Raw genomic sequence first — 21,275 nt, 5'->3', positions numbered from 1 at the left:
GAATCGCTTTCACAGAGTGCGTGGGAGACTTACGCCAAGTTAGTCAGGTTAAATACTTTGCACTAACAAATGTACAAACACAATGAATATAATATGGTGTATTTCGGAAAGAAGGAATAGTTATGAAAAGTATTTATGCTGTTAAAGGTAACATTATATTTACTCCTAGTTTTGGTAAATACAATATATTTGAAAACAGTTATATTGTAATAGAAGATAACTATGTTAAAGGAGTATATGAAAAACTTCCTGCAATATATAAAGATATATTAGTAAAAGATTATGGAAATTCACTTATAATACCTGGTTTTGTAGATTTACATCTTCACGCTCCACAATTTGCAAATCTTGGTCTTGGACTTGATAAGGAATTGATGCCCTGGCTGGAAACCTACACTTTTCCAGAAGAAAAAAAGTATTCAGATTTAGCTTATGCCAAAAAAGTATATTCCTATCTTATAAAAGAACTATGGAAGCTTGGTACTACTCGTTCTGTAATATTTGCAACTCTTCATAAGGAAGCTTCTAAAATGCTTATGGATATGTTTAGTCAGTCAGGACTTTCAGCTTATGTAGGTAAAGTTAATATGGACAGAAATTCACCAGATTTCTTAGTAGAAACCACTGAACAGTCTTTAAAAGATACGGAAGAAATTCTCATAGAATACTCTGAAAAATATGATTTAGTTAAGCCGATAATAACTCCCAGATTCGTTCCCACCTGTACTACTGAATTAATGAATGGTCTTGGAAAACTGGCAGTAAAATTCAATGCTAAAGTTCAATCTCATTTATGTGAAAATAGAGATGAAATTTCTTTTGTAAAACAGCTTCACCCTGATAGTAAAAATTATGCCAGAGTATATGATGAAGCAGGACTTTTAGGGCAACTTCCTACCTGCATGGCACACTGTGTACATTTAGAGGAAGATGAAATTGATCTAATGGCTAAAAGACAAGTTTTTGCAGTACACTGTCCTAATTCCAATAGCAATTTGTCCAGCGGCATAGCTCCCATAAGGAAACTTATAAATAGGGGTATCCCTGTGGGTCTTGGCAGTGATATTTCCGGCGGCCACAGTCTATCTATTATTAACACCATAGTATCTGCAGCTCAAGTGTCAAATTTAAATTATGCTGTTAATAATAGGGCTGAAAAAAGCTTAACTACTGCTGAATTATTCTATATTGCCACAAAAGGCGGCGGTAAATTTTTCGGAAAAGTAGGCAGCTTTGAAGAAGGCTATGAATTTGATGCCTTAGTAATTGATGACAGTACTCTTCCCATAGTAAAACCTTTATCCTTAGAGGAAAGACTTCAAAAATTTATCTATACTGGCGATGATAGAAATATAAAGGTTCGTTATGTAGCTGGAAATGAAGTTCTAGAGCCTGTATTGTGAAAATTTTAAATATTTTTTAGCTAAAATACATTTCATTATTTTCTATTTTTATCCATTTAGTTAAAAAACCTGAAGTTAGTATTAGCAACCAGCTTCAGGCTTTTTGTGCAAAATAAATTCACTTAACTTCCATATCAATGAATCTTACTCAGTGGTAGTTTTTATCCCCACTGAGTTTAGATGAATTATCCAGGGACGTGCCGCTGTTATCTCCACCTTTAGCATGTGGAGTATTACAGCGACTAGTCATCGGATAAATTTATTTACCTGGTTTAAATGTTGTACAACAAGTATCATCACTAGTATGTGGCTCATTTTTACCGCTCATTGGATTAACCTCCAAAGCGCTGGCATTACAGACATTGTTTTTCCAGTAATTGCAGCTATCAACGCCGCATTTAACTTCCATTTTAGGTGCCATAGTATAAATCTCCTTTCATATGTGTTTTACATGATTTAGTATGTTATAAAAAATAGATATTATACCTAAAGCTATTGCCTCAATGAAAACATAATTTTCAGTAAATCCATGCGAAGGAAATTATGACAAATCTATATATTGAAGCAAGTTCTTAATTCAGGTGGAAATTCTTTTACCCCATCTGAATTTTAGAACTGCAAATGCATGGCTTACTTGGCGTTGAACTCCCACTTGAAGAAAAGCAGAGAACCAAAATCTTAGATTTTGTGTGAATCGCTTTCGCTGTGTGCGTGGGAGACTTACGCCAAGTTAGTCAGGTTAAAATAGGCTTTATTGTGCATTTCGCATTGACAAATATACGACGTACTACTATACTGTATAGTAGTATATCGTATAAAGGAGGTTTAATTTTGATATCATCAATTGATTTAATAATTCTAGGATACTTATTTCGTGGTGAGAAAAGTGCTTATGAAATGGTTAAAGAGTTCGAAACCTGGGACTTGACTCATTGGATCAAAATAAGTAATGCTTCTATTTATAAGAAGATTATTAAGCTTTGCGAAAATGGATATCTCAATTCAAAAACTATTAAAGAAGGTGAAATGCCAGAAAAGATTGTGTATTCTATAAATACAAAAGGTAATGAATATTTTCATAAACTTATGGATGAGTCTTCTACCAATTTTTCTAATGTATATTTTGACTTCAGCGGCTTTATTGCAAACTTAAATAATCTTAGTGCTGATGAAAGACATAATTTGCTAAAAAAGTTCAATAATACATTAAAAGCAAAGAATGAATACATGAATGGTGCCCCTAAAGAAGAGCATAAAGATTTGAGAAGCCAAAATAGTACTGCAGAGGATATCATAGGTCTTTATGAAGATCTATATAAACTTTTAGATAAGTGGTCTTCAAAGCTATTAGAAAAATATTGATATTATTTATTTTATTAATAATAAACTTCTATTCCGAAGGTAATTCATTACTCTATAGAAATTTGTGATACTACCTATAAAATTTTATTGATAAATATACTAATCACTGTTTACAAGGATTATCTTTAAAAGCTAACATAAAAATAATAACAATTATATTAAATAAAAATGAAAAATACGAGGAGATTTAATATGAACAAGAAATCTAATTCCAGTACTGCCATCGCCTTTGTTGCCATAATATTAGGTTTTTTTATGGCACTTTTAGACACTACCATAGTTAACATAACTTTACCTAAAATGACAGAATACTTTAATACTACAGTACAAAATATATCCTGGGTAATAAATGGTTACAACATTGCCTTTGCCGTAATGATAATAACAGCTTCAAGACTTGCAGATCAATTTGGAAGAAAAAAATTATTTATTATTGGTATAATAGCTTTTACTATATCTTCTCTGCTATCAGGTCTATCTGCTTCTCCAGAAATGCTAATTGTATTCAGAGTAATACAGGGTTTATCTGCTGCTTTTGTAGTACCGGTTACTGTGCCTTTGGCAGTTAACATATTCCCTCCTGAAAAGCATGGAATGGTAGTTGGATTATGGGGAGCTTTCGCAGGTCTTGCTGCTGCCAGTGGGCCTTCTCTTGGAGGTATACTTACTCAATTTTTCAGCTGGAGATTTATATTCTTTATAAATATACCTATTGGAATCATTTCAGTTATATTAACAATAAAATACATTAAGGAATCCTATGATACCTCTGCTGATAAAAGTATTGATTTTCTAGGAATAATAACACTTTCCGCCGCCGTATTTTCATTAACCCTTGCACTTATAGAAGCTAATGATAAAGGATGGACTTCCAGCTTCATAATTTCATTATTTGTAATATTTATAATATCCTTTATACTATTTATAGTATCAGAATTAAAAGTAAAGAGTCCAATGCTGCCTTTTAGTCTTTTCAAAATAAAGTCTTTTTCCTGTGGAGCAGTTGCACTGTTTTTGTTAGGTCTTGGAATGATGTCTGGTGCATTTTTCTTAGCCTTCTTTTTAACTCAGGTTAAAGGGTTAGATCAACTTTACGCCGGTCTCATTATATCAACTATGGCAGCAGGTTCTATGGTAAGCTCAGCTCTATCCGGACGTTTTATGCAAAAATTCGGTGGGAGATGGTTTAGTGTTGCAGGTATGGCTCTTCTTTCCATATCCTGTTATCTTTTCAGTACTCTTACTCAGTATTCAACAGATTTAGACATAATATGGAGACTTGTTGTAGGTGGTGTTGGTATGGGACTTTCTATGTCCTCCATGATGGGTTCCATGATAAAAAATGTGCCAAAAGATAAGGTCGGTATGACCTCAGGTGTGAACAATATGACAAGAACTCTTGGTACAGTACTTGGTGTAGCAGTACTTGTAACCTTATTTAATTCCAGCATGACCAGTGAAATGTCAACAGCTAAGACTGATGCCATTAATATAGTTAAAGCTGATACAGTTTTTAATTCTGATGCTAAGACAGCTATGATAGCTTCACTTAATTCAAGTAACTCTAGCAGTAAACCAAATATAAATGATATATTAAAACAAATTGATGCTAAAGAAAAGGAAACCTTACAAGCCGCTCCCCCTGCTATGCAAAGTAAGATTCAACAGGGTTTTGAAGTTCAAAAAAATGAAACAAAAATGCTTTTTACAAATATACAAAATAAATTTACAGATCATACGGTAGCTGCCTTTAGCTCTACCTTTAGATATGGCTTTTTCATATTGATACCTGGAATATTCTTTGCTTTCTTTAGTGATGAAAGGAAGAAAGAGAACTTAGTAGAGCAAAAAGATAAGTTATCGGCAGTGTAAAAAATGGACTAGAGTTATTTGGAACTCTGGTCCATTTTTTATATCGGGAGCGCAAAACAGATAGTTGTCCCATTAGAGGAAGATTCAACACAATTCTATAGAATTTATTAAATATAAAGTTTATTTTACAAACATAGTCCACAAATGTGATATTGGCATCACAAGTACAAGAGCCGGCAACATATTGGCGATTGGAAAAGCTTTTATACCACTTATTCGAAAACCTGTTGCTAACATAATAATACCTCCACAGGCGGTAAAATCTGCAACCATTGTTGGTGTAGTCATTGGCAATATAAATGATGCACTAAAAAACAGACATATTAGTAAAATAAACTGAGGAACACAAATAGTTAAAACTATATATCCAAGAGCTGTTGCAAAAATTCCTGCTGTGAAAAAATCTAGAAATGATTTTGCTATTAATACTGAATGATCACCGGTCATCCCCTCATTTAATGCACCAAATATTCCTGTACCACTGGCACAAAATAAAACTACTATGCCAACAAACTTCTCCATAAATTCTTTTTGATTATGTATATTTCCCTTACTAGAAAATATTTTTTCAACTGGTTTACGTACACGCCCTGCACACCACTCAATTCCCTTTTCAAGTTTAATTAACTCACCTATAGCACTGCCAAGAATTAAAGATAAGATAACTGCAGGCATTGTATTCATTTTTACTATGAGGCTTATACCCATGGCCATTGATGCTGCACCAAAAGTAAGGGGCAATGCTTTACGTACTCGTTCTGGAATTTTATCTCCTAAAAATGCTCCTATTAAACCTCCAAAAAGCACTGAGAGAGCATTAATTATAACTCCAATAGGCATTATTGTTTCCTCCAATCCTTCAGCTAGTATTTTGCTTTTAAGCTAATCTGATTATAGCAATTTTAATATAGCCTATAGTGAAATTCTTTCTATCATAATTATATCTCATTCAAATTATCACCACAAATAAAATAGAGATCCTAAACATAGTAAAAAACTTATAAATATACTTTACATAAGACCTAAAAATATGTGAAAATTTAAAATTTTTACTTATTTCTAGAAGGAATATACACTTTTGTGTAGAAATAATAATATGTAAACATTTTAATAATATATTTTACTTGTTTGTAATATATTTTATATTAAAGGAAGGTGTGTTATAGTGAAAAGACTATTTATAAAACCAATTCAAGATCAATTTGAAAAAGTAAATCAACGTACGAAAAAGTTAGTAGGTATTATCGACAAATCCGATGAAAACCATGTCATACAGGGCATTATGAATGTACTTCACAAAATAAACGATAATTTTTATATTATAACCAAAAGATCTGAGTATTATCTATATGGCTACGATAGCGATAATTTAGGTGTAAAAATAATTGTTGACCATAACTTTTCTGAAATGGATGCTAAAACTTCTAATATTGAAATGCACATGAATCCTTCTACAGATAATGAAAACGATTTGATTATATCCATAGAAACTGACAATCCTGAACACTCTGATGATGTAGAAGCCTTTAACAATTTTTGTCTACAAAAATTGTTCATATATGAGGAATAGACTACTCCAACTTAAAGAATCAAAAAGCTCTCTGCTTTTAGGAGTCCGTAATCTACACTCTGCACAGGCTTAAAATTTTCTTGCTCCCATGGCACTGTACTATAGTGACCTAGCCCCTACATGAGCCTTGAGTGTTTTATTAATGTGTTATCAATCTCCAGCCTATCCTATAGATGCTAGGAAAATTCTGTGCATTAGTCTAAAGTAGACATGAAAACATTTCAATATCAAAATGTTCTCATGTCTACTTTTTTATCTTAGGCATATGAAAATAAATAGTAAGTCAAAGACGCAACGGATATTTTGAAAAATATATCCATTAATGACTTACTATCTATGTTATTCTTTGATAAAATATTATCATAGATAACAATTTACACTATTGGATAACGATTTACTCTAAAGGACCACCATTTCTAAGTATCAAAAATACTGATACTTAGAAATCTGTTAGTAAGTATCATAAACAGAGTTCTTTGTTTCAGGTGGAGTTTTTTTCTCCAGCTGAAACTTAGAAATCGTTATCCAGGGACGTAGCAGCCGTTATCTCCCACTTTGATAGAAAAGCAGAGAACAAAAATCTTTGATTTTCTGTGAATCGCTTTCGCTGTGTGCAAGTAGAGAGCCAAAATTTTTAATTTTGTGCGAATCACTTTCACAGAGTGCGATGGTAGTCATCGGATAAATGCCTATAGTAATAACTCTGTTTATATGAATATAAAGTAATTTTAAAGTAAAAACTAGTTAAATGTGTTGCAATTATCATTATAATGTATTAAAATAATATTTAATAATTATTATTTGTTAATAATACATATTATAAGTGAGGAGTGATTATAATGAAAGCCCTAGAAGTAAAAAAAGATATTTATTGGGTAGGTGCCCTAGATCCAGGTCTTAGAATATTTGATATTATAATGTATACACCTTTCGGAACAACCTATAATTCCTATATAGTTAAAGGTACAAATAAAACAGCCGTCTTCGAAACTGTTAAAGAGAAGTTTTTTGATGAATATCTTGAAAGATTAAAGTCCTTAAATATTGATATAACAAGTATAGACTACATTATAGTTGATCATACAGAACCGGATCATGCAGGCTCCGTAGCAAAACTCCTTGATATATCGAGGAATGCAAAGGTAGTTGGTTCTTCTACTGCCATAAAATTCTTAAAAGGCATTGTAAATCATGACTTTGATTATATTGAAGTAAAAGATGGTTCTATCTTAGATTTAGGTGGAAAAACTCTTAAATTTATTTCAGCTCCTATGCTTCATTGGCCTGACTCCATATATACTTATATACCTGAGGATAAGTTTTTAGTAACTTGTGATTCCTTTGGATGTCATTACTGCTCTGAAGAAATGTTTGATGATAAAATAGAAAATTATGATGATTATCTTGAGGCATTAAAATATTATTTTGATGGTATTATGGGGCCTTTTAAACCTTATGTTTTAAGAGCTTATGAAAAAATAAAAGATCTGCCTATTGATACAATCTGTACAGGTCATGGACCAATTTTAAGAAAACGCCATAAGGAAGTTATAGAGCTCTACAGAAAATGGGCTTCTGAAAACACTTTAAATTCTAAAAATATTGTAATCAGCTACGTTTCTGCTTATGGATATACAAAAACTCTAGCAGAAAAGATAAGTGAAGGAATACAGTCCACAGGGGATTTTAATGTAGAATTACTAGATGTAATATATAATAAGCAAGAAGAAGTAATAGATAAAATAACTGCTGCTGCAGGTGTATTATTTGGTTCACCTACTATTAACAGTGATGCACTTAAACCAATTTTAGATCTTTTCAATATATTGAATCCAATAATTCACGGTGGAAAAGTTGCCGCTGCCTTTGGTTCCTATGGTTGGAGTGGGGAAGCTGTTCCAAATATAGAAAGAAGACTTAAGGAATTGAGATTTGATGTTCTCACTCCAGGATTAAAAGTAAACTTTAAACCTTCTGAGGAAGACCTCATTTCTGCCTATAAATTTGGTGAAAGCTTTGGAGAAAAGGTAAAGGAACATCTTAATAATGGTGTAAAAAATAAAAAGAAAGCTAGCACAAAGAAATGGAAATGCCTCGTCTGCGGAGTAGTATTTGATGGAGATAAACCTCCTAAAGTCTGCCCTGTGTGTGGTGCTGGAGAAGATCAGTTTATAGAGGTAAAACAGGAGGATGTAACCTTCGCTTCAGATAAAAAAGAAAAATTTCTTATAATAGGAAACGGTGCTGCTGGCTTCTATAGTGCTGAAGCTATAAGAAATAGAAATAAAGCTGCTGATATTGAAATAGTATCTTCTGAAAAATATAGAACTTACTATAGGCCAGAGCTTTCAGATTATCTAAGTGAAAACCTTCCAGATAATAAGCTCTACGTTGCACCAGAGAACTGGTATACTGAAAATAATGTAGTACTTACTCTAGGCACAACAATAAAAGAAATAAAACCAGATGAAAAAAAGGTAATTCTACAGGATAATACTGAAAAGTCCTATGATAAGCTGGTACTGGCAAATGGAAGCAGGAACTTTATTCCACCATCCATAGAAGGTATTGATAAGAAAGGTGTTTACACACTAAAATCTTTAGATGATGCCTCTGAAATAAAAGATAATTTATCTAAAATAAAAAATGCAGTAGTAGTAGGCGGCGGTCTTTTAGGACTTGAAGCTGCTTGGGAAATGAAAAAGCACGGTATAAAAGTATCCGTTATAGAATGCATATCAAGACTTTTACCTAAGCAATTAGATGAGGCTGGCGGTAAAGTATTTAAACAAATTGCAGATAAATCGGGCATAGATATAGTACTTGACGAATGTGCAATTAAAATACATGGTAATGAAGAAGTAACTGGAGTAGAATTAAAAAGCGGTAAAATTATAGATGCAGATTTAGTTCTCTTCTCCGTTGGAATAGTTCCAAACAAAGAAATCGCTGAGAGCGCCGGCATTGCTGTTAATAGAGGCATTATAGTAAATGAAAAAATGGAAACAAATAAAAAGGATATATATGCCGCTGGTGATGTTGCTGAATTTAACGGCCTAGTTTATGGTAACTGGAATGCAGCCGTAGAAATGGGTAAAACAGCTGGTGCCAATGCTGTTGGAGACGATGTTAAATTTGAAGACTTTGTTTCTTCTGTAATATTCAATGCATTAAATACCTCTGTATTGTCTCTTGGAGAGATTTCACCAAAGGGTGGTAAAAAAGTAGAAATTGCAGATGATAACAGTGAAAAAATCAAGACCCTATTCTTCAAAAATGATGTATTTGCAGGTGGTTATCTAATAGGCGATACTAAGGAAGGCGCTAAGCTTATTCTGGCAATGGAGGAAGGCAAAACTCTCAATGAAGCTCTTTCTGAAGGACTTATAGTTTAATTTGCAATGCCCACTTGGCAGTATACCCTTGGGGTAATTTCCAATAAAAAATCACTATGGAATTCATATGAATCCCGTAGTGATTTTTTATAAAAATAAACATTAAATATTTTTATAAAATCTTATTTTTTCTTATTGAGCATTATATCAAGAATCATATCATTAGTTTCTCTCATTGCTACAGATCCAATATTACATGCATTTCTTATGGTATTGTCTGCCTCTGCCTCCACGATTCCTTCTTCATCAGTAATGCTTATATCTTCCATTGCCAGCATAGCTCCGGTAATGGCTGCAAAAACGCAGGTGGATATTTTAAGTGCGCAACTATTTTTAGCACCGTCACATACCATTCCTGTTATATTTCCATAAACATTTTGGATTGACTGCTTTATATGCTTTTCATTGCCGCCTAATAAAAATGTTATGGCAGCAGCAACGGATGCTCCTGCTAATACAGCTCCGCATAGTGCAGACAATCTTCCCAGGTAACTATGCATATATATGGACATTAAATTACTCATGGTGAGAGCTCTTGTTATAGTTTCCTCATCTTTTTCCAGCTCATGTCCCATTGATATTACAGGTATGGAAAGTAATATTCCCTGATTTCCGCTTCCACAGCTGCTTAGTACGGATAGTGAGCATCCGTCCATTCTGGCATCAGAGGCAGCGGCAGTTTTAAGTATAGTTCCTATCATGATGTCATTTTTAAGTAAATTGTAATTTATATATTTTTTGAGTACTTTACCCACTTTATGCCCATAGTCATTTTCAAGTCCCTCTTCACTTATGCACTCATTAAGTCTGGCATTTTCCCTTATGAATTTTATTTTTTCATAGGGCACATTTACTACAAAATCATATATTTCTTCAATAGATAAAATTTCTTTATCCCTTAAATAATCTTCAGAGTCATTTTTTGTTTCATCTTTTTTAAATAAAACCTGTCCATTTAACTCAATGAGAGTAATATTTAAATGATTTTTTTCTATAACAACTCTTGAATAATTGTCTTTGTTTTTCAATATAACTTCTATATATATGTAAGTTATATTTTCCTTTAATTTAACCTGCACCTTACTGCTATTCACAATACTTTTTGCTCTGGCAACCTGATTATCAGTTAAATCCTTTAAAACTTCCAGCTTATAATCTGACTTTCCACCTATACTTCCTACTGCGGCAGCTATGGGAATACCAATCATTCCTGTTCCCGGTACCCCTACTCCCATGGCATTCTTCAAAATACTATTGCTTGCGTATATTTCTATACTTTCAGGCTCTTCCACTAAAACTTCTCTGGCTTTTGCAGAAGCATAAGCTACGGCAATTGGCTCTGTACATCCCATGGCTGGCACAGCTTCTCTTTTGATTATATCTATATATTCATCCCATTTTTTATTATTCATAGGCCTTCCTTTCGCCTTTCTAATTCTATATTTATTCCATGACTATCCACTCTAATACTCCCATCGCATTCTGTAAAAGTGATTCGCACAAAATTAAAAATTTTAATCCTCTACTTGCACTCTGTGAAAGCGATTCACAGAAAATCATTACTATTCCCTAACCTGCCTGACTTTCAGCTCTTACATTGTATACTCTCGTCATAAATATATATATTGGTATACCTACAACTAGTCCTCCAAGTCCAAATAAAACATTGTGTAATGTGGTCTGAGTGAGCATCCATATGCTGACAACAATTGCTACCACAGGTATAACAGGTCCAAAGGGTATTCTAAAAGTACTATTTAAATCTGGTCTGGTTTTTCTTAACACAGGAATAGCAAGGCAAGTTGGAAGATACTGTGCAAATCTAGAAATTACGCTTATAGCCGCAAGAGTTGCAAAGCTGCCTGATATTGCTATAAGTATTGCAATTACAACTGTTATAAGTATTGACCATGCAGGAGTTCCATGTTTTCCATTCTTTGAAATAATCTTTGGAAGCATACCACCTTCAGCTAGTGCCACACCGGATCTTGGTGTTATAAAGGAAGATGCTATGTTTATTCCACCAATGGATATAAGAGTTCCTGCAGTAACTAAAGCTGAACCAAAAGGTCCCATAAAAGCTCCCGCTGCATCTGCTACAGGTGCTACAGAATTAGCTAATTTAGGTCCTAAGGCTCCAATACATACCGCTAAAATCAAAAGATAAAATGCAGATACTATTAGCATTACAGTTATCAATGCTATAGGTACATTTTTTTCTGGTTTTTCCATATCCTCTGCTGCAACTGCTATGGATTCAAATCCTGTAAAAGCATAAAATATTATAAGTGCTGCACTTCCAAATGAACCAGCTTTATAGCTTCCACCTACAAACATTGGAGAAAAGTTTCCACCCTTTATAAAAAATATGCCTATAGCCACAAATATAACAAGAGGTATCAGTTTTCCAAAAGTAACAATATTATTCATAAGTTGTGATACTTTAACACCTAGATAGTTTAAAAATCCTAATCCTCCAATAATTATAGTTACTATTATATTCTTTACAATTCCAGTGCCCGCCTGAGGCCAGACTTTACTCAGTGCAGTTGTAAAAGCCACCGCCATAGCTGACCAGGCAATTATACTTATAGCCCATTTCATAAAACCAACTTCAAAGCCAATAAAATTTCCAAAAGCTTCTTTTGCATATATATAGGGGCCACCATTTTGCTTAAACATGCCTGCCGCTTCTGCAAAACATAAGGCAAGACTTATTACTAAAAACATATCAAACAATACTACAAACATACTTGCAGATCCAATAGTTTTATAAATTGAATTTGGCAGTAAAAAAATACCTGAACCTATAATTGCATTGATTCCCAGAAGTACAATACTTGAAAATCCAAATTTACTTTTTTCTTTCATTTAAAACACCTAACCCTTCTTTACATTTTTTATTAATTCTTTAAATATATTAAGCATTTCAGGAGAACTGCTGCTCATCATTTCAGGATGCCACTGAATTCCCATGACAAAATTTTCTCCCTCCTTTTCTATGGCTTCAATAGTACCATCCTTTGTCCTAGCTGCAATTTTAAAACCTTCTGCCACTCTATTCAAGCTTTGATGATGAAAACTATTTGTAGTTACTTTTGAGCTCAGTATAAAGTTCAATCTGCTTCCCTCTACAATTTCTACCGTATGCCCCGCAGTAGAAGGACTTGTTTCTTGAAAATGCTTTATATAACAATTTTCATCATAGGATAGATCCTGATTTATAGTTCCTCCAAAGGCTGCATTCATAAGCTGAATTCCCCTGCATATTCCAAGTACAGGTTTATTCATCTTACAGGCCTCTTTTAACAGCCATATATCAAATTCATCTCTCTCTGGTAATATAGCTCCCAGTTTTTGCTTTGGCTCTTCACCATAAATTAATGGATTCACATCATAACCACCGGATAAAATTAATGCGTCTACATTTGACATTTGTTCTTTAGCCAAATCTTCATCATTTACAATGGGAATTATATAAGGTATACCCCCTGCCATAGCTACAGCCCTTACATAATCATCATTTACATAAGCCCTTCTATAGCCCGGAAACATTCCACCTTGATCAACTATAAAGCTTCCCGATATACCTACAATAGGTTTCTTATCCATTTTACTTCCTCCTATTATTTTAGTTATTGTTTTTCATTCATATATTTTTCTTCTAAGGCATCCTTCTTTAAGCCCTGCAAATATACATTATTAATAAAGCAATTTTTATGCCAATATATTTATAAATTATTATCAAACTAATGTAATAGATTTATTTTTATTATAAATAGCCTGTATTCACTATAATTTGTTTAAATTCAATATGAAATAAATTTTTTATTTATACACACATAATAAATTAACGGGATATATAGGTTATCTATACATCCCGTTAATTATCCTATTTAATATTTTCTCACCTTTTTCACTGATTTTGCTTCCACCTCTTCCAATCTTTGAATCAATAATATTCATCTCATTCATTACCTTTAATGCATACCTGACCTGAGCCTCAGTGAAGTTCATATTCTCCTTTTTAAGTTCTTCAATTATATTACTTCTCCCTGAAGAAATCCTTTCAGTATTAAGTCTTTTTACAGCTTTCAGTATGTAGAAGCATTTTTCATATCCTAATTTTTTATTTAAGATATCAATTTCTTTTGAGAAATCATCACCATTGTTCATTATATAAAACGGCAGTGATTTTTCTGTTACCTCTTTACCTTCACTCATTAGCGATATATAAGATGATATATTCATAAGTTCCCTTATATTTCCCGGCCAATTGTAATCTTCAATTATCTTCTCAAATTCAACAGTAAATTCATATTTATCTTTAAGAAAATACTTTAATAACAGCAGCACATCTTCCTTTCTTTCTCTCAAAGGTGGAATTAAGAGCGGAAGTACATTTATTCTATAATAAAGGTCTTCTCTAAAGTCTCCCTTCTCAATTAAATTATGCAAATTTTTATTTGTAGCAGCAATAACCCTTATATCTATGTCAATCACCTTATCTGAACCTATTCTCATAACCTGCTTTTCCTGAAGAATTCTCAGCAGTCTTGTCTGCAGATGCAGCGGCATATCTCCTATTTCATCCAAAAATATAGTTCCATTATTAGCTGTTTCAAATAAACCTTTTTTTCCTTCCCTCAGTGCTCCTGTAAAAGCCCCTCTGTCATAGCCAAAAAGTTCACTTTCAAGTAAATTCTCCGGCATAGCCGCACAGTTCACAGCAATAAAAGATTGATTCTTTCTTTTCGATTCATTATGAATAGATTGAGCCAGCAGTTCTTTTCCGGTACCACTTTCTCCAGTTATGAGCACTGTTAAATCCGAGTCAGCTATTTTCTTTGCTATTCTTATGCATTCTTTCATATTGGAAGAATGAGTAATTATGTCCTTAAAGCTATATCTTGCTATCTGCCCATGTTCTCTTAGCTTACTGCTTAAATTCTGTTCCAGTTTTTTTATCTCAGTTATTTCTCTGATATTTATAAGTATACCGTTTTCCATTCCAAGATAATTGATTATTCTCTTGTTTATATTTAAATATCTATTTTCAAATTTAAATACTTCATCCTTTAATGTCTTCTCATGAACCACTCTCTTAAAATTATCTCTGAATACATCATTGATATTTTTATTTAATATTCCTTCCCTCATGTCAAACATTTTTAAAGCACTGCTGTTACAAACAGTTATCTTTCCATCTTTATTAGCTAAAATAATTCCCTCACTTAACTGATTTAAAACAGTATTCATCTCCAGATTTTTACTGTACAATTCTTTGTACTGTTCCTTTATTCCGTTTCCTATATTTATTATGGTGTCAGAATATTTTATGAGTCTATTCTGAACTACATCATTGTTTATTTGAAGTCTATTTATTATTCTCATAAAGGTTAAAAAGTCTATACATCGATCTCCAATATCTATAACCTCTTTTATGTGTCTTGGTACTTTATTCACTTCACCAGGGGTAATTGCTACCTTTATATTTTCATATCTTCTTTCTTCATAATAAGGTATGAAATTTAAATGATTTATTCCTATCTCATATAACAGGGAGATAATTTGTAAAGTAGTTTCTTTATTATCATTTACAACTAACACATCCATTCCCTCTGGTATGGAAAATATTTTGTAACCTTCTCTTTCTCTTATAGTCCTCTCAATAACCATTATTTTTCTTATATCATTTACATAATCTTTTATGGCTATAAGTCTCTCCTCTATCATAACAAGAATTAAATCATCTTCTATAATGTAGCCTTTTTTTAATTCTGATAGATAATAATTGTTTATATTTACAAAACCTTCAAATATTTCTTCTAAATTATCTTTCAGAAAAACTGCTAATTTCGAATTACTATCAGTAATTACTGCAATACTTTTCATAAATTCACCTACTTTTTTTCAACTAAGAGATTGATATCATTTGTAAAATTCATCAAAAAAAATTGAATAAGTCTTTACGACTAAACTCCTTACCCCCATGCTGTTCTATAAACTTAATACTGTTATCATTATCATCTTGCCTATCTCTTATTAAAACATAATGCTGTTATACAAGTAAATATTAATAAGCTTACAACTAACTTATATTAAATCCTGTTAGTGAAAATTTATTTTTTGCCAATCAGCATTATCTCATATAAATGAGCAAAAAGAGACAGGATTTATATGGAAATTTAAGTTATACTATAGAAAAAGATTGAAGGAGGTAGTTATCTTAATATGAATTATGATGTTTGCATTAAGAAGTCTATGGAATATATTGAACGTAATCTAAATGAGAAAATAGAACTTAAAGACCTTGCTGAAAAGGCCTTTTTATCAAAATATCATTTTCACAGAGTTTTTCATGCTATTGTTGGAGAACCCGTAGCTGAATATATACGAAAGAGAAGACTTGTAAAAGCAGCTAATGAGTTGCTAAATACAGATGATAAAATTGTAAATATAGCTTTAAAATATCAGTTTAATTCTCAGGAATCCTTTACAAAAGCCTTTAAAAAACTTTATGGGATACCGCCAAGAGAATTTAGGAAAAGCAGAATTAATGTAACTCCTATAAGTTCAAAAAATAAAATTACAAGTATGCTTTCAATGGCAGCTTAATGACTTAACAATTGTCCAAACTAATATTTAAGAGGTGATTTTAATGAGTTATGTACCCATAGTTATAGAGCAGACAAATTCAGGAGAACGTTCCTATGATATATACTCTAGGTTACTTAAAGATAGAATAATTATGTTAGCTGATGAAGTGACTGATGCCACTGCAAGCTTAATTATATCTCAGCTATTATTTCTTGAGGCCGACAATCCTGACGCTGATATTAATTTTTATATAAATAGTCCTGGAGGCTCTGTAACTGCTGGAATGGCAATATACGATACAATGCAATATATAAAATCAGATGTATCCACCATATGTGTAGGCTTAGCTGCAAGCATGGGATCATTTTTATTAACAGCAGGTCAATCTGGTAAGCGATATGCTCTGCCCAATAGCGAAATCCTAATACATCAACCATCAGTTCATGGCGGCTTTCAAGGTCAGGCCACAGATATAAAAATTCATGCAGATTGGCTTCTAAAAACCAAGAGTAAAATAAATAAAATATATAGTGAAAGGACAGGTAATTCTCTTGAAAAAATAGACAAAGATATGGAAAGAGATTATTTCATGTCTGCTGAAGAAGCTATGAAATATGGAATAATAGACAAAATTCTTTCAAAATAGGATCTGTTACAAATATTAATATATATAAGTAGAAATTTAAAATAAAAATGGATTGTACCAAATTCACTGTCAGCACTGAAGGCAATTAAAACATGCAAAAACATTTACTTTAACAAGTTGTGTGTAGAATTCTCATATTCCCTTAGGTACAAGATGTATAACACATTAAATAAAGATCCACTAGAAATCTCATACATTAAATAAAATATGACACCTCTAGTGGATTTAAATCTTCTCCAGTTTAGTACACATAAATTAATCTAATCTCACAGTTATTTTTTATGGACTTAGTTCCATCTTATCGTGAATCCGATTTTATATAAATATATAACCCTTAATATACTTATTACATATAATATAAAACAATTATCCTGTGAGTCCTCTCTTATAAAAATATTAGTATACTTATTTTATTAAATTATACTTTATCCGCTAAGAAAATTTTTCTCTTTACTGCTGCTATAAACATAAATAATATTGACATTATAATTTCCACCTCCCCTTTTAATAAATTTAAAATATTTTCTATTATTCTCAACCATTCTTAACATCTCGCTTATCATTTATTTGGCTATACGTTAGCATATACTGTTAATATTGTTTGAATTTTTTATAAATTTCCAATTTTCAGTATACTTTTTATATTACCAAACAAAATATACTTTGTCAATATGTTTAATATAAAATCATTATCAGAATATATTTAATTTATTATAAATTGAAATTAATAATTTATTAACATTTATTTTACAGAAAATAAAATCATATAAAAACTAACAAAAATTTAATTATAATTCCTTTATAATTGCTTTTGTATCATATGGTAATTAGAATTTAATCCTATACATTATATAGACATACATAACAGGATAATCATACATATAAAGGTATATTAGCTATAATTTGATTTTTCATAAAATTTATGTATAATTATAGGTAAAGAGAAGAAAATATATATACAAAATAAAAAATAAAGAGAAAATGGGAGGAAACAATTATGGCTATTAGTGCAAGAAACCAATTAAAGGGAAAAGTTACAAATATAAAAAAGGGTGTTATAACTGCTGAAGTAGTTGTAGATATCGGTGGAGGAAATCATATTACTTCAATAGTATCTCTTGAATCTATTGAAGATCTTGGTATCAAAGAAGGTTCAGAAGTAACTGCTCTTGTTAAATCAACATCAGTTTTACTTTTAGCTTAGTATTTTCCTATATAAAAATATATTTTTATTGTCACAATGAAATGATCGGCTAACATAAAATAAGAGGAAAACTTTCAAATACGCTTTCCTCTTATTTTTATTTTATTTAACTTAATAAACATGTAGAATACTATTATATATGTCTTCAGTTAGAGTTAATGCACCACTGTAACCAACATAATTCTTGTCCAATATAAGACTGTTTAGTATTGGAATTGATATATCCAGTTCATATCCCTTCAATTCAGAAACTATATCCTTATCCCAAAAGCTGCCTATAATTAGTGGTTTATGGTTTTTGTGATCATAATTTCTTATGCCCTCATGAATTTTTCCACCATCAGTTTCAAATATAACCTCTGCCGAAACGGCCTTTGAAGAGCTTTCAAATCCACTTCTTATAGATTCCTGATGTTCCTTTGGAGTATCCTCAGTAATATACTGCTGACCTGGTACAAGTCCAAGTTCCTTTATTAAGAATTTATTTATACCAAGAGCATAAAAGGAATCAGTGATAGTAAAGAACCTATGAAATAAACCATAACGAAATTCTAAAAAAAAGTCAGCTGATCTCCCCAAGTAATAGTAATAATTTTTTTCTTCTTCTCTTATAAAATCTTCCGCCTTATTTTTATCCAGATTTCCAAATCCCACTACTTCTCTCAAAAACTCTGTGGTTTGTTTAGCGCCTATAGGAAGTATTGGATGATACAAATATGGTGTTCCATATTTGTTTTTTAATAGTTTTGCTGTTTTCAGTCCTACCCATGGAGATAATACAATGTTAAATTCAGCATTGGGAATAGTTTTCCACTCCTCTACGCCCTTGGATTTTGGTCCAAATAGTATATTTACCTTTAGTCCTATTCCCTCTAGCAGACGCTTAATCTCTGCCAAATTCCCGGCCCAAAATGGATCCTGATAAGGAACTGAAGACCAAACGTTAACCAATCTCTTTTTAACCGTTGGCTCCACATCTCCTATAAATTGATTTATAATAGCTTCAATTACCAATTCATGTCCCACATAATTAGTTCCCTTAAAACCACCAGTTTCAGCATATACTATTGGTATACCCTCTTTTTGGTACTTGGAAACTACCTGACCCACATCATCTCCTATAATATCAGAAGTGCACCCCGTCATTACCACAAACAAATCTCCTTTCAAAATCTTAAGGGTTCCATCTATTACTTCCCTTAGTCTATCTTCCCCTCCAAATACTACTTCTCTTTCTGAGCTGTTTGTGCAAGGCACAGTAGTTCCACCAGCATAACCAGTTCCCTGATATCCAGCATCAAGACTTACACCACTAAATACTTTTTCACTGCAGCCTGGTCCCGAATTAAGAATTGGTATTGCTTTATTTATAGCTAAAACAGTTTGCTGTGCTCCTATAGCGCACACATATCTTGGTTGTTCGATTATCTCTGCCATTGATTTTTCCCCCTTAAAATTTTATATATTAATAACTGGAAAAATTTGCACCCCAGGGGTGTAATTTTTTCCAGTGAAAGTTTTCCACTATACTTCCACATGATGTTTTTCAAATAATTCATGCTTGCTTTTATCTTTACTTTTTAAGAAAGAATATGGATTTTGCTTCATCCACCAATCTGTATAAGGTAATTCTGAGTGTTCTGAAATATTTTTTACGAATTCATCATTTTCCAACAATTCAACAATTCTTTCTCCGAAATTAATTAATCCCTGATAACCAAAAGCAAGGTTTACATTTCCCCATAAAATAGTTGGTATACCAAGTTTTACAGCCCATATTGCCAATCCTGTATGTCTTAATATGCATATATCCGGTTTTATTTTATTTAAAGCATTTACAAACTCAAAGGATTGCTTATTGGATACCTCATAATTAGGTATGTCTCCATAATTTTTAACAACATGACCTAAAGTATCTGTATTTTCATCTCTATTATCATAGACAGGATCATGATGGTATACAGAAGCCCCCATTACTTTTATATTTAACTCCCCTAATAAAGTGGCAAAATTATGTCCATAGGCAGACCCGGCACTGATATATGCTATTTTTCCCTTTAACTTATTTCTTAACTCTTCAAGCTTAGGCTCTATTCTTTCCTTTTCAGATCTTATAAATTCTTCTACTTCCTTCTCTTTACTAGTTACCTTTCCCAGTTCTCTAAAGAACTGATCAGTTCCTGTTATACCAAAGGGTTGAGGAGCTTTTACTTCTGGAACTCCATACTCCTGCTCTAAGCCCGCTGCAAGATAAGTACCTAAAGTTGCACAAATTTGTATTGTTGCTGCGGCCTCTGATAATTTTGACAATCCTTCTATAGTGCTTGACTGAACTACAGGGTTTATTTTCAATCCTATTTTTTCAAATAGCTCTGTAAGCACTTCACTTCCCCAAAAGCTTATCAGATTAATCACATCTTTTTTCTTTTCCACTGGAGGCTTCACTATTTTCCTCAGAATTCCATGAAAAGCAGCATCAAAGCCTGTAGTCCATACTCTTGATTTAAACCCTTCACAGGAAATATTGATTACAGGTATACCTAGTTCCTTCTCTGCCCTTTCCACAATTGATTCTATATCATCCCCTATTATTCCTGAAGCACAGGAGCTAGCTACAAATATTGCCTTTGGATTAAATCTTTCAAAAGTCTCTTTTATAGTTTTACTAAGTTTTGCTCCTCCACCATAAATGGTATCTTTCTCCTGTAAATTTGAACTCACTGAACTGATGTTTTTTAAAGGTAAATTTCTTCTTTTCTGAACTATTTTGTTTCTAAAACTGATACTTGAAAATCCCCCTGAGCATCCTACAGGTCCATGTTGTATTACCACTGCATCTTGTATAGTAGAAAGCTGAGATATAGCATGAGTAAGACTGCAGCCAGACCATTGACTGAAGCTGCGATTTTCCTCTTTAAGTTTTCCGCATCTGGATCTTTCTGCTAAATTTTCTGCTGTGCCGCAGAATCCAGTAATGGAACCAAGTCTTTTCTCTCTGATTACTACCTCAGGTATTTCCAAATTAATTTTCAAGTTAATCCCCCCAATAGTTTAAAATTATCTCTATCTGAAATTTAGTGCCTCATGCATTAACTAAATTTAATATTTTCCCAAATTAATCTTTATATCAATGAATCTTACTTGGTGGGAGTTGTTGTACTCCCGCCAAGTTTAGATGAATTATCCAGGGACGTAGCAGCCGTTATCTCCCACTTTGATAGAA

General features: G+C 32.3%; 16 protein-coding genes. 8 read left to right on the top strand and 8 right to left on the bottom strand.

Annotated elements, in window-relative coordinates:
* Positions 1 to 122 precede the first annotated feature (122 nt).
* Positions 123 to 1,403 carry a guanine deaminase gene (gene guaD / locus ABF633_RS18450; protein ID WP_415525771.1) on the top strand — a complete coding sequence of 427 codons (1,281 nt, stop codon included), beginning with the start codon at positions 123 to 125 and terminating at the stop codon, positions 1,401 to 1,403.
* Between the two features lie 259 nt (positions 1,404 to 1,662).
* On the opposite strand, the gene ABF633_RS18445 is transcribed toward guaD, so the two are convergent.
* Entirely contained in the window at positions 1,663 to 1,824 is a 162-nt protein-coding gene (locus ABF633_RS18445) for a DUF1540 domain-containing protein (RefSeq protein ID WP_415525769.1), read from the bottom strand.
* 410 nt (positions 1,825 to 2,234) lie between these two features.
* Between ABF633_RS18445 and ABF633_RS18440 the strand changes: the two genes are divergently transcribed.
* Positions 2,235 to 2,765: a PadR family transcriptional regulator gene (locus ABF633_RS18440; RefSeq protein WP_415525767.1), complete on the top strand. Its 531-nt coding sequence runs from the start codon at positions 2,235 to 2,237 to the stop codon at positions 2,763 to 2,765.
* 192 nt (positions 2,766 to 2,957) lie between these two features.
* The gene (locus ABF633_RS18435) at positions 2,958 to 4,637 is read left to right on the top strand and encodes an MFS transporter (RefSeq protein WP_415525765.1); all 1,680 of its coding nucleotides are present in this window, start codon (positions 2,958 to 2,960) and stop codon (positions 4,635 to 4,637) included.
* Between the two features lie 120 nt (positions 4,638 to 4,757).
* Here the strand turns inward: ABF633_RS18435 and ABF633_RS18430 are convergent, their stop codons facing one another.
* Positions 4,758 to 5,477, bottom strand: coding sequence for a DUF554 domain-containing protein (locus ABF633_RS18430; protein WP_415525763.1), 720 nt, complete (start codon positions 5,475 to 5,477; stop codon positions 4,758 to 4,760).
* A gap of 325 nt (positions 5,478 to 5,802) precedes the next feature.
* On the opposite strand from ABF633_RS18430, the gene ABF633_RS18425 reads away from it, so the two are divergent.
* Positions 5,803 to 6,207 carry a hypothetical protein gene (locus tag ABF633_RS18425; RefSeq protein ID WP_415525761.1) on the top strand — a complete coding sequence of 135 codons (405 nt, stop codon included), beginning with the start codon at positions 5,803 to 5,805 and terminating at the stop codon, positions 6,205 to 6,207.
* 839 nt (positions 6,208 to 7,046) lie between these two features.
* A complete protein-coding gene (locus tag ABF633_RS18420; protein ID WP_415525759.1) occupies positions 7,047 to 9,602 on the top strand; it encodes an FAD-dependent oxidoreductase in 2,556 nt (851 codons plus the stop codon).
* Positions 9,603 to 9,724: 122 nt separating this feature from the next.
* Here ABF633_RS18420 and ABF633_RS18415 read toward each other — a convergent pair whose 3' ends face one another.
* From ABF633_RS18415 to ABF633_RS18400, 4 genes are all read right to left on the bottom strand, one after another.
* A complete protein-coding gene (locus ABF633_RS18415) occupies positions 9,725 to 11,014 on the bottom strand; it encodes a serine dehydratase subunit alpha family protein (protein WP_415525757.1) in 1,290 nt (429 codons plus the stop codon).
* A 157-nt stretch (positions 11,015 to 11,171) separates the two neighbouring features.
* Positions 11,172 to 12,473, bottom strand: coding sequence for an APC family permease (locus tag ABF633_RS18410; RefSeq protein WP_415525755.1), 1,302 nt, complete (start codon positions 12,471 to 12,473; stop codon positions 11,172 to 11,174).
* Positions 12,474 to 12,482: 9 nt separating this feature from the next.
* Entirely contained in the window at positions 12,483 to 13,214 is a 732-nt protein-coding gene (locus ABF633_RS18405; RefSeq protein WP_415525753.1) for a gamma-glutamyl-gamma-aminobutyrate hydrolase family protein, read from the bottom strand.
* Between the two features lie 255 nt (positions 13,215 to 13,469).
* Positions 13,470 to 15,497: a sigma 54-interacting transcriptional regulator gene (locus tag ABF633_RS18400; RefSeq protein ID WP_415525751.1), complete on the bottom strand. Its 2,028-nt coding sequence runs from the start codon at positions 15,495 to 15,497 to the stop codon at positions 13,470 to 13,472.
* Positions 15,498 to 15,836: 339 nt separating this feature from the next.
* On the opposite strand from ABF633_RS18400, the gene ABF633_RS18395 reads away from it, so the two are divergent.
* From ABF633_RS18395 to ABF633_RS18385, 3 genes are all read left to right on the top strand, one after another.
* Entirely contained in the window at positions 15,837 to 16,220 is a 384-nt protein-coding gene (locus ABF633_RS18395; protein ID WP_415525749.1) for a helix-turn-helix transcriptional regulator, read from the top strand.
* 43 nt (positions 16,221 to 16,263) lie between these two features.
* Entirely contained in the window at positions 16,264 to 16,848 is a 585-nt protein-coding gene (gene clpP, locus ABF633_RS18390) for an ATP-dependent Clp endopeptidase proteolytic subunit ClpP (RefSeq protein WP_415525747.1), read from the top strand.
* A 997-nt stretch (positions 16,849 to 17,845) separates the two neighbouring features.
* The gene (locus ABF633_RS18385) at positions 17,846 to 18,052 is read left to right on the top strand and encodes a TOBE domain-containing protein (protein ID WP_415525745.1); all 207 of its coding nucleotides are present in this window, start codon (positions 17,846 to 17,848) and stop codon (positions 18,050 to 18,052) included.
* Positions 18,053 to 18,163: 111 nt separating this feature from the next.
* Here ABF633_RS18385 and ABF633_RS18380 read toward each other — a convergent pair whose 3' ends face one another.
* Both ABF633_RS18380 and ABF633_RS18375 read right to left on the bottom strand, forming a co-directional pair.
* A complete protein-coding gene (locus ABF633_RS18380) occupies positions 18,164 to 19,489 on the bottom strand; it encodes a nitrogenase component 1 (RefSeq protein ID WP_415525743.1) in 1,326 nt (441 codons plus the stop codon).
* A gap of 87 nt (positions 19,490 to 19,576) precedes the next feature.
* Entirely contained in the window at positions 19,577 to 21,085 is a 1,509-nt protein-coding gene (locus ABF633_RS18375) for a nitrogenase component 1 (protein ID WP_415525741.1), read from the bottom strand.
* Positions 21,086 to 21,275 lie beyond the last annotated feature (190 nt).

The sequence above is a fragment of the Clostridium sp. genome, assembly GCF_047718555.1.
GTDB lineage: Bacteria > Bacillota > Clostridia > Clostridiales > Clostridiaceae > Clostridium_I.
This window is presented reverse-complemented; position numbering and strand designations above follow the sequence as displayed.

What these genes read in the sequence shown, in the direction of transcription:
- guaD (WP_415525771.1), top strand. Translation starts at nt 123, where the DNA reads ATGAAAAGTATTTATGCTGTTAAAGGTAACATTATATTTACTCCTAGT.
- ABF633_RS18445 (WP_415525769.1), bottom strand. Translation starts at nt 1,824, where the DNA reads ATGGCACCTAAAATGGAAGTTAAATGCGGCGTTGATAGCTGCAATTAC.
- ABF633_RS18435 (WP_415525765.1), top strand. Translation starts at nt 2,958, where the DNA reads ATGAACAAGAAATCTAATTCCAGTACTGCCATCGCCTTTGTTGCCATA.
- ABF633_RS18430 (WP_415525763.1), bottom strand. Translation starts at nt 5,477, where the DNA reads ATGCCTATTGGAGTTATAATTAATGCTCTCTCAGTGCTTTTTGGAGGT.
- ABF633_RS18420 (WP_415525759.1), top strand. Translation starts at nt 7,047, where the DNA reads ATGAAAGCCCTAGAAGTAAAAAAAGATATTTATTGGGTAGGTGCCCTA.
- ABF633_RS18415 (WP_415525757.1), bottom strand. Translation starts at nt 11,014, where the DNA reads ATGAATAATAAAAAATGGGATGAATATATAGATATAATCAAAAGAGAA.
- ABF633_RS18410 (WP_415525755.1), bottom strand. Translation starts at nt 12,473, where the DNA reads ATGAAAGAAAAAAGTAAATTTGGATTTTCAAGTATTGTACTTCTGGGA.
- ABF633_RS18405 (WP_415525753.1), bottom strand. Translation starts at nt 13,214, where the DNA reads ATGGATAAGAAACCTATTGTAGGTATATCGGGAAGCTTTATAGTTGAT.
- ABF633_RS18400 (WP_415525751.1), bottom strand. Translation starts at nt 15,497, where the DNA reads ATGAAAAGTATTGCAGTAATTACTGATAGTAATTCGAAATTAGCAGTT.
- ABF633_RS18395 (WP_415525749.1), top strand. Translation starts at nt 15,837, where the DNA reads ATGAATTATGATGTTTGCATTAAGAAGTCTATGGAATATATTGAACGT.
- clpP (WP_415525747.1), top strand. Translation starts at nt 16,264, where the DNA reads ATGAGTTATGTACCCATAGTTATAGAGCAGACAAATTCAGGAGAACGT.
- ABF633_RS18385 (WP_415525745.1), top strand. Translation starts at nt 17,846, where the DNA reads ATGGCTATTAGTGCAAGAAACCAATTAAAGGGAAAAGTTACAAATATA.
- ABF633_RS18380 (WP_415525743.1), bottom strand. Translation starts at nt 19,489, where the DNA reads ATGGCAGAGATAATCGAACAACCAAGATATGTGTGCGCTATAGGAGCA.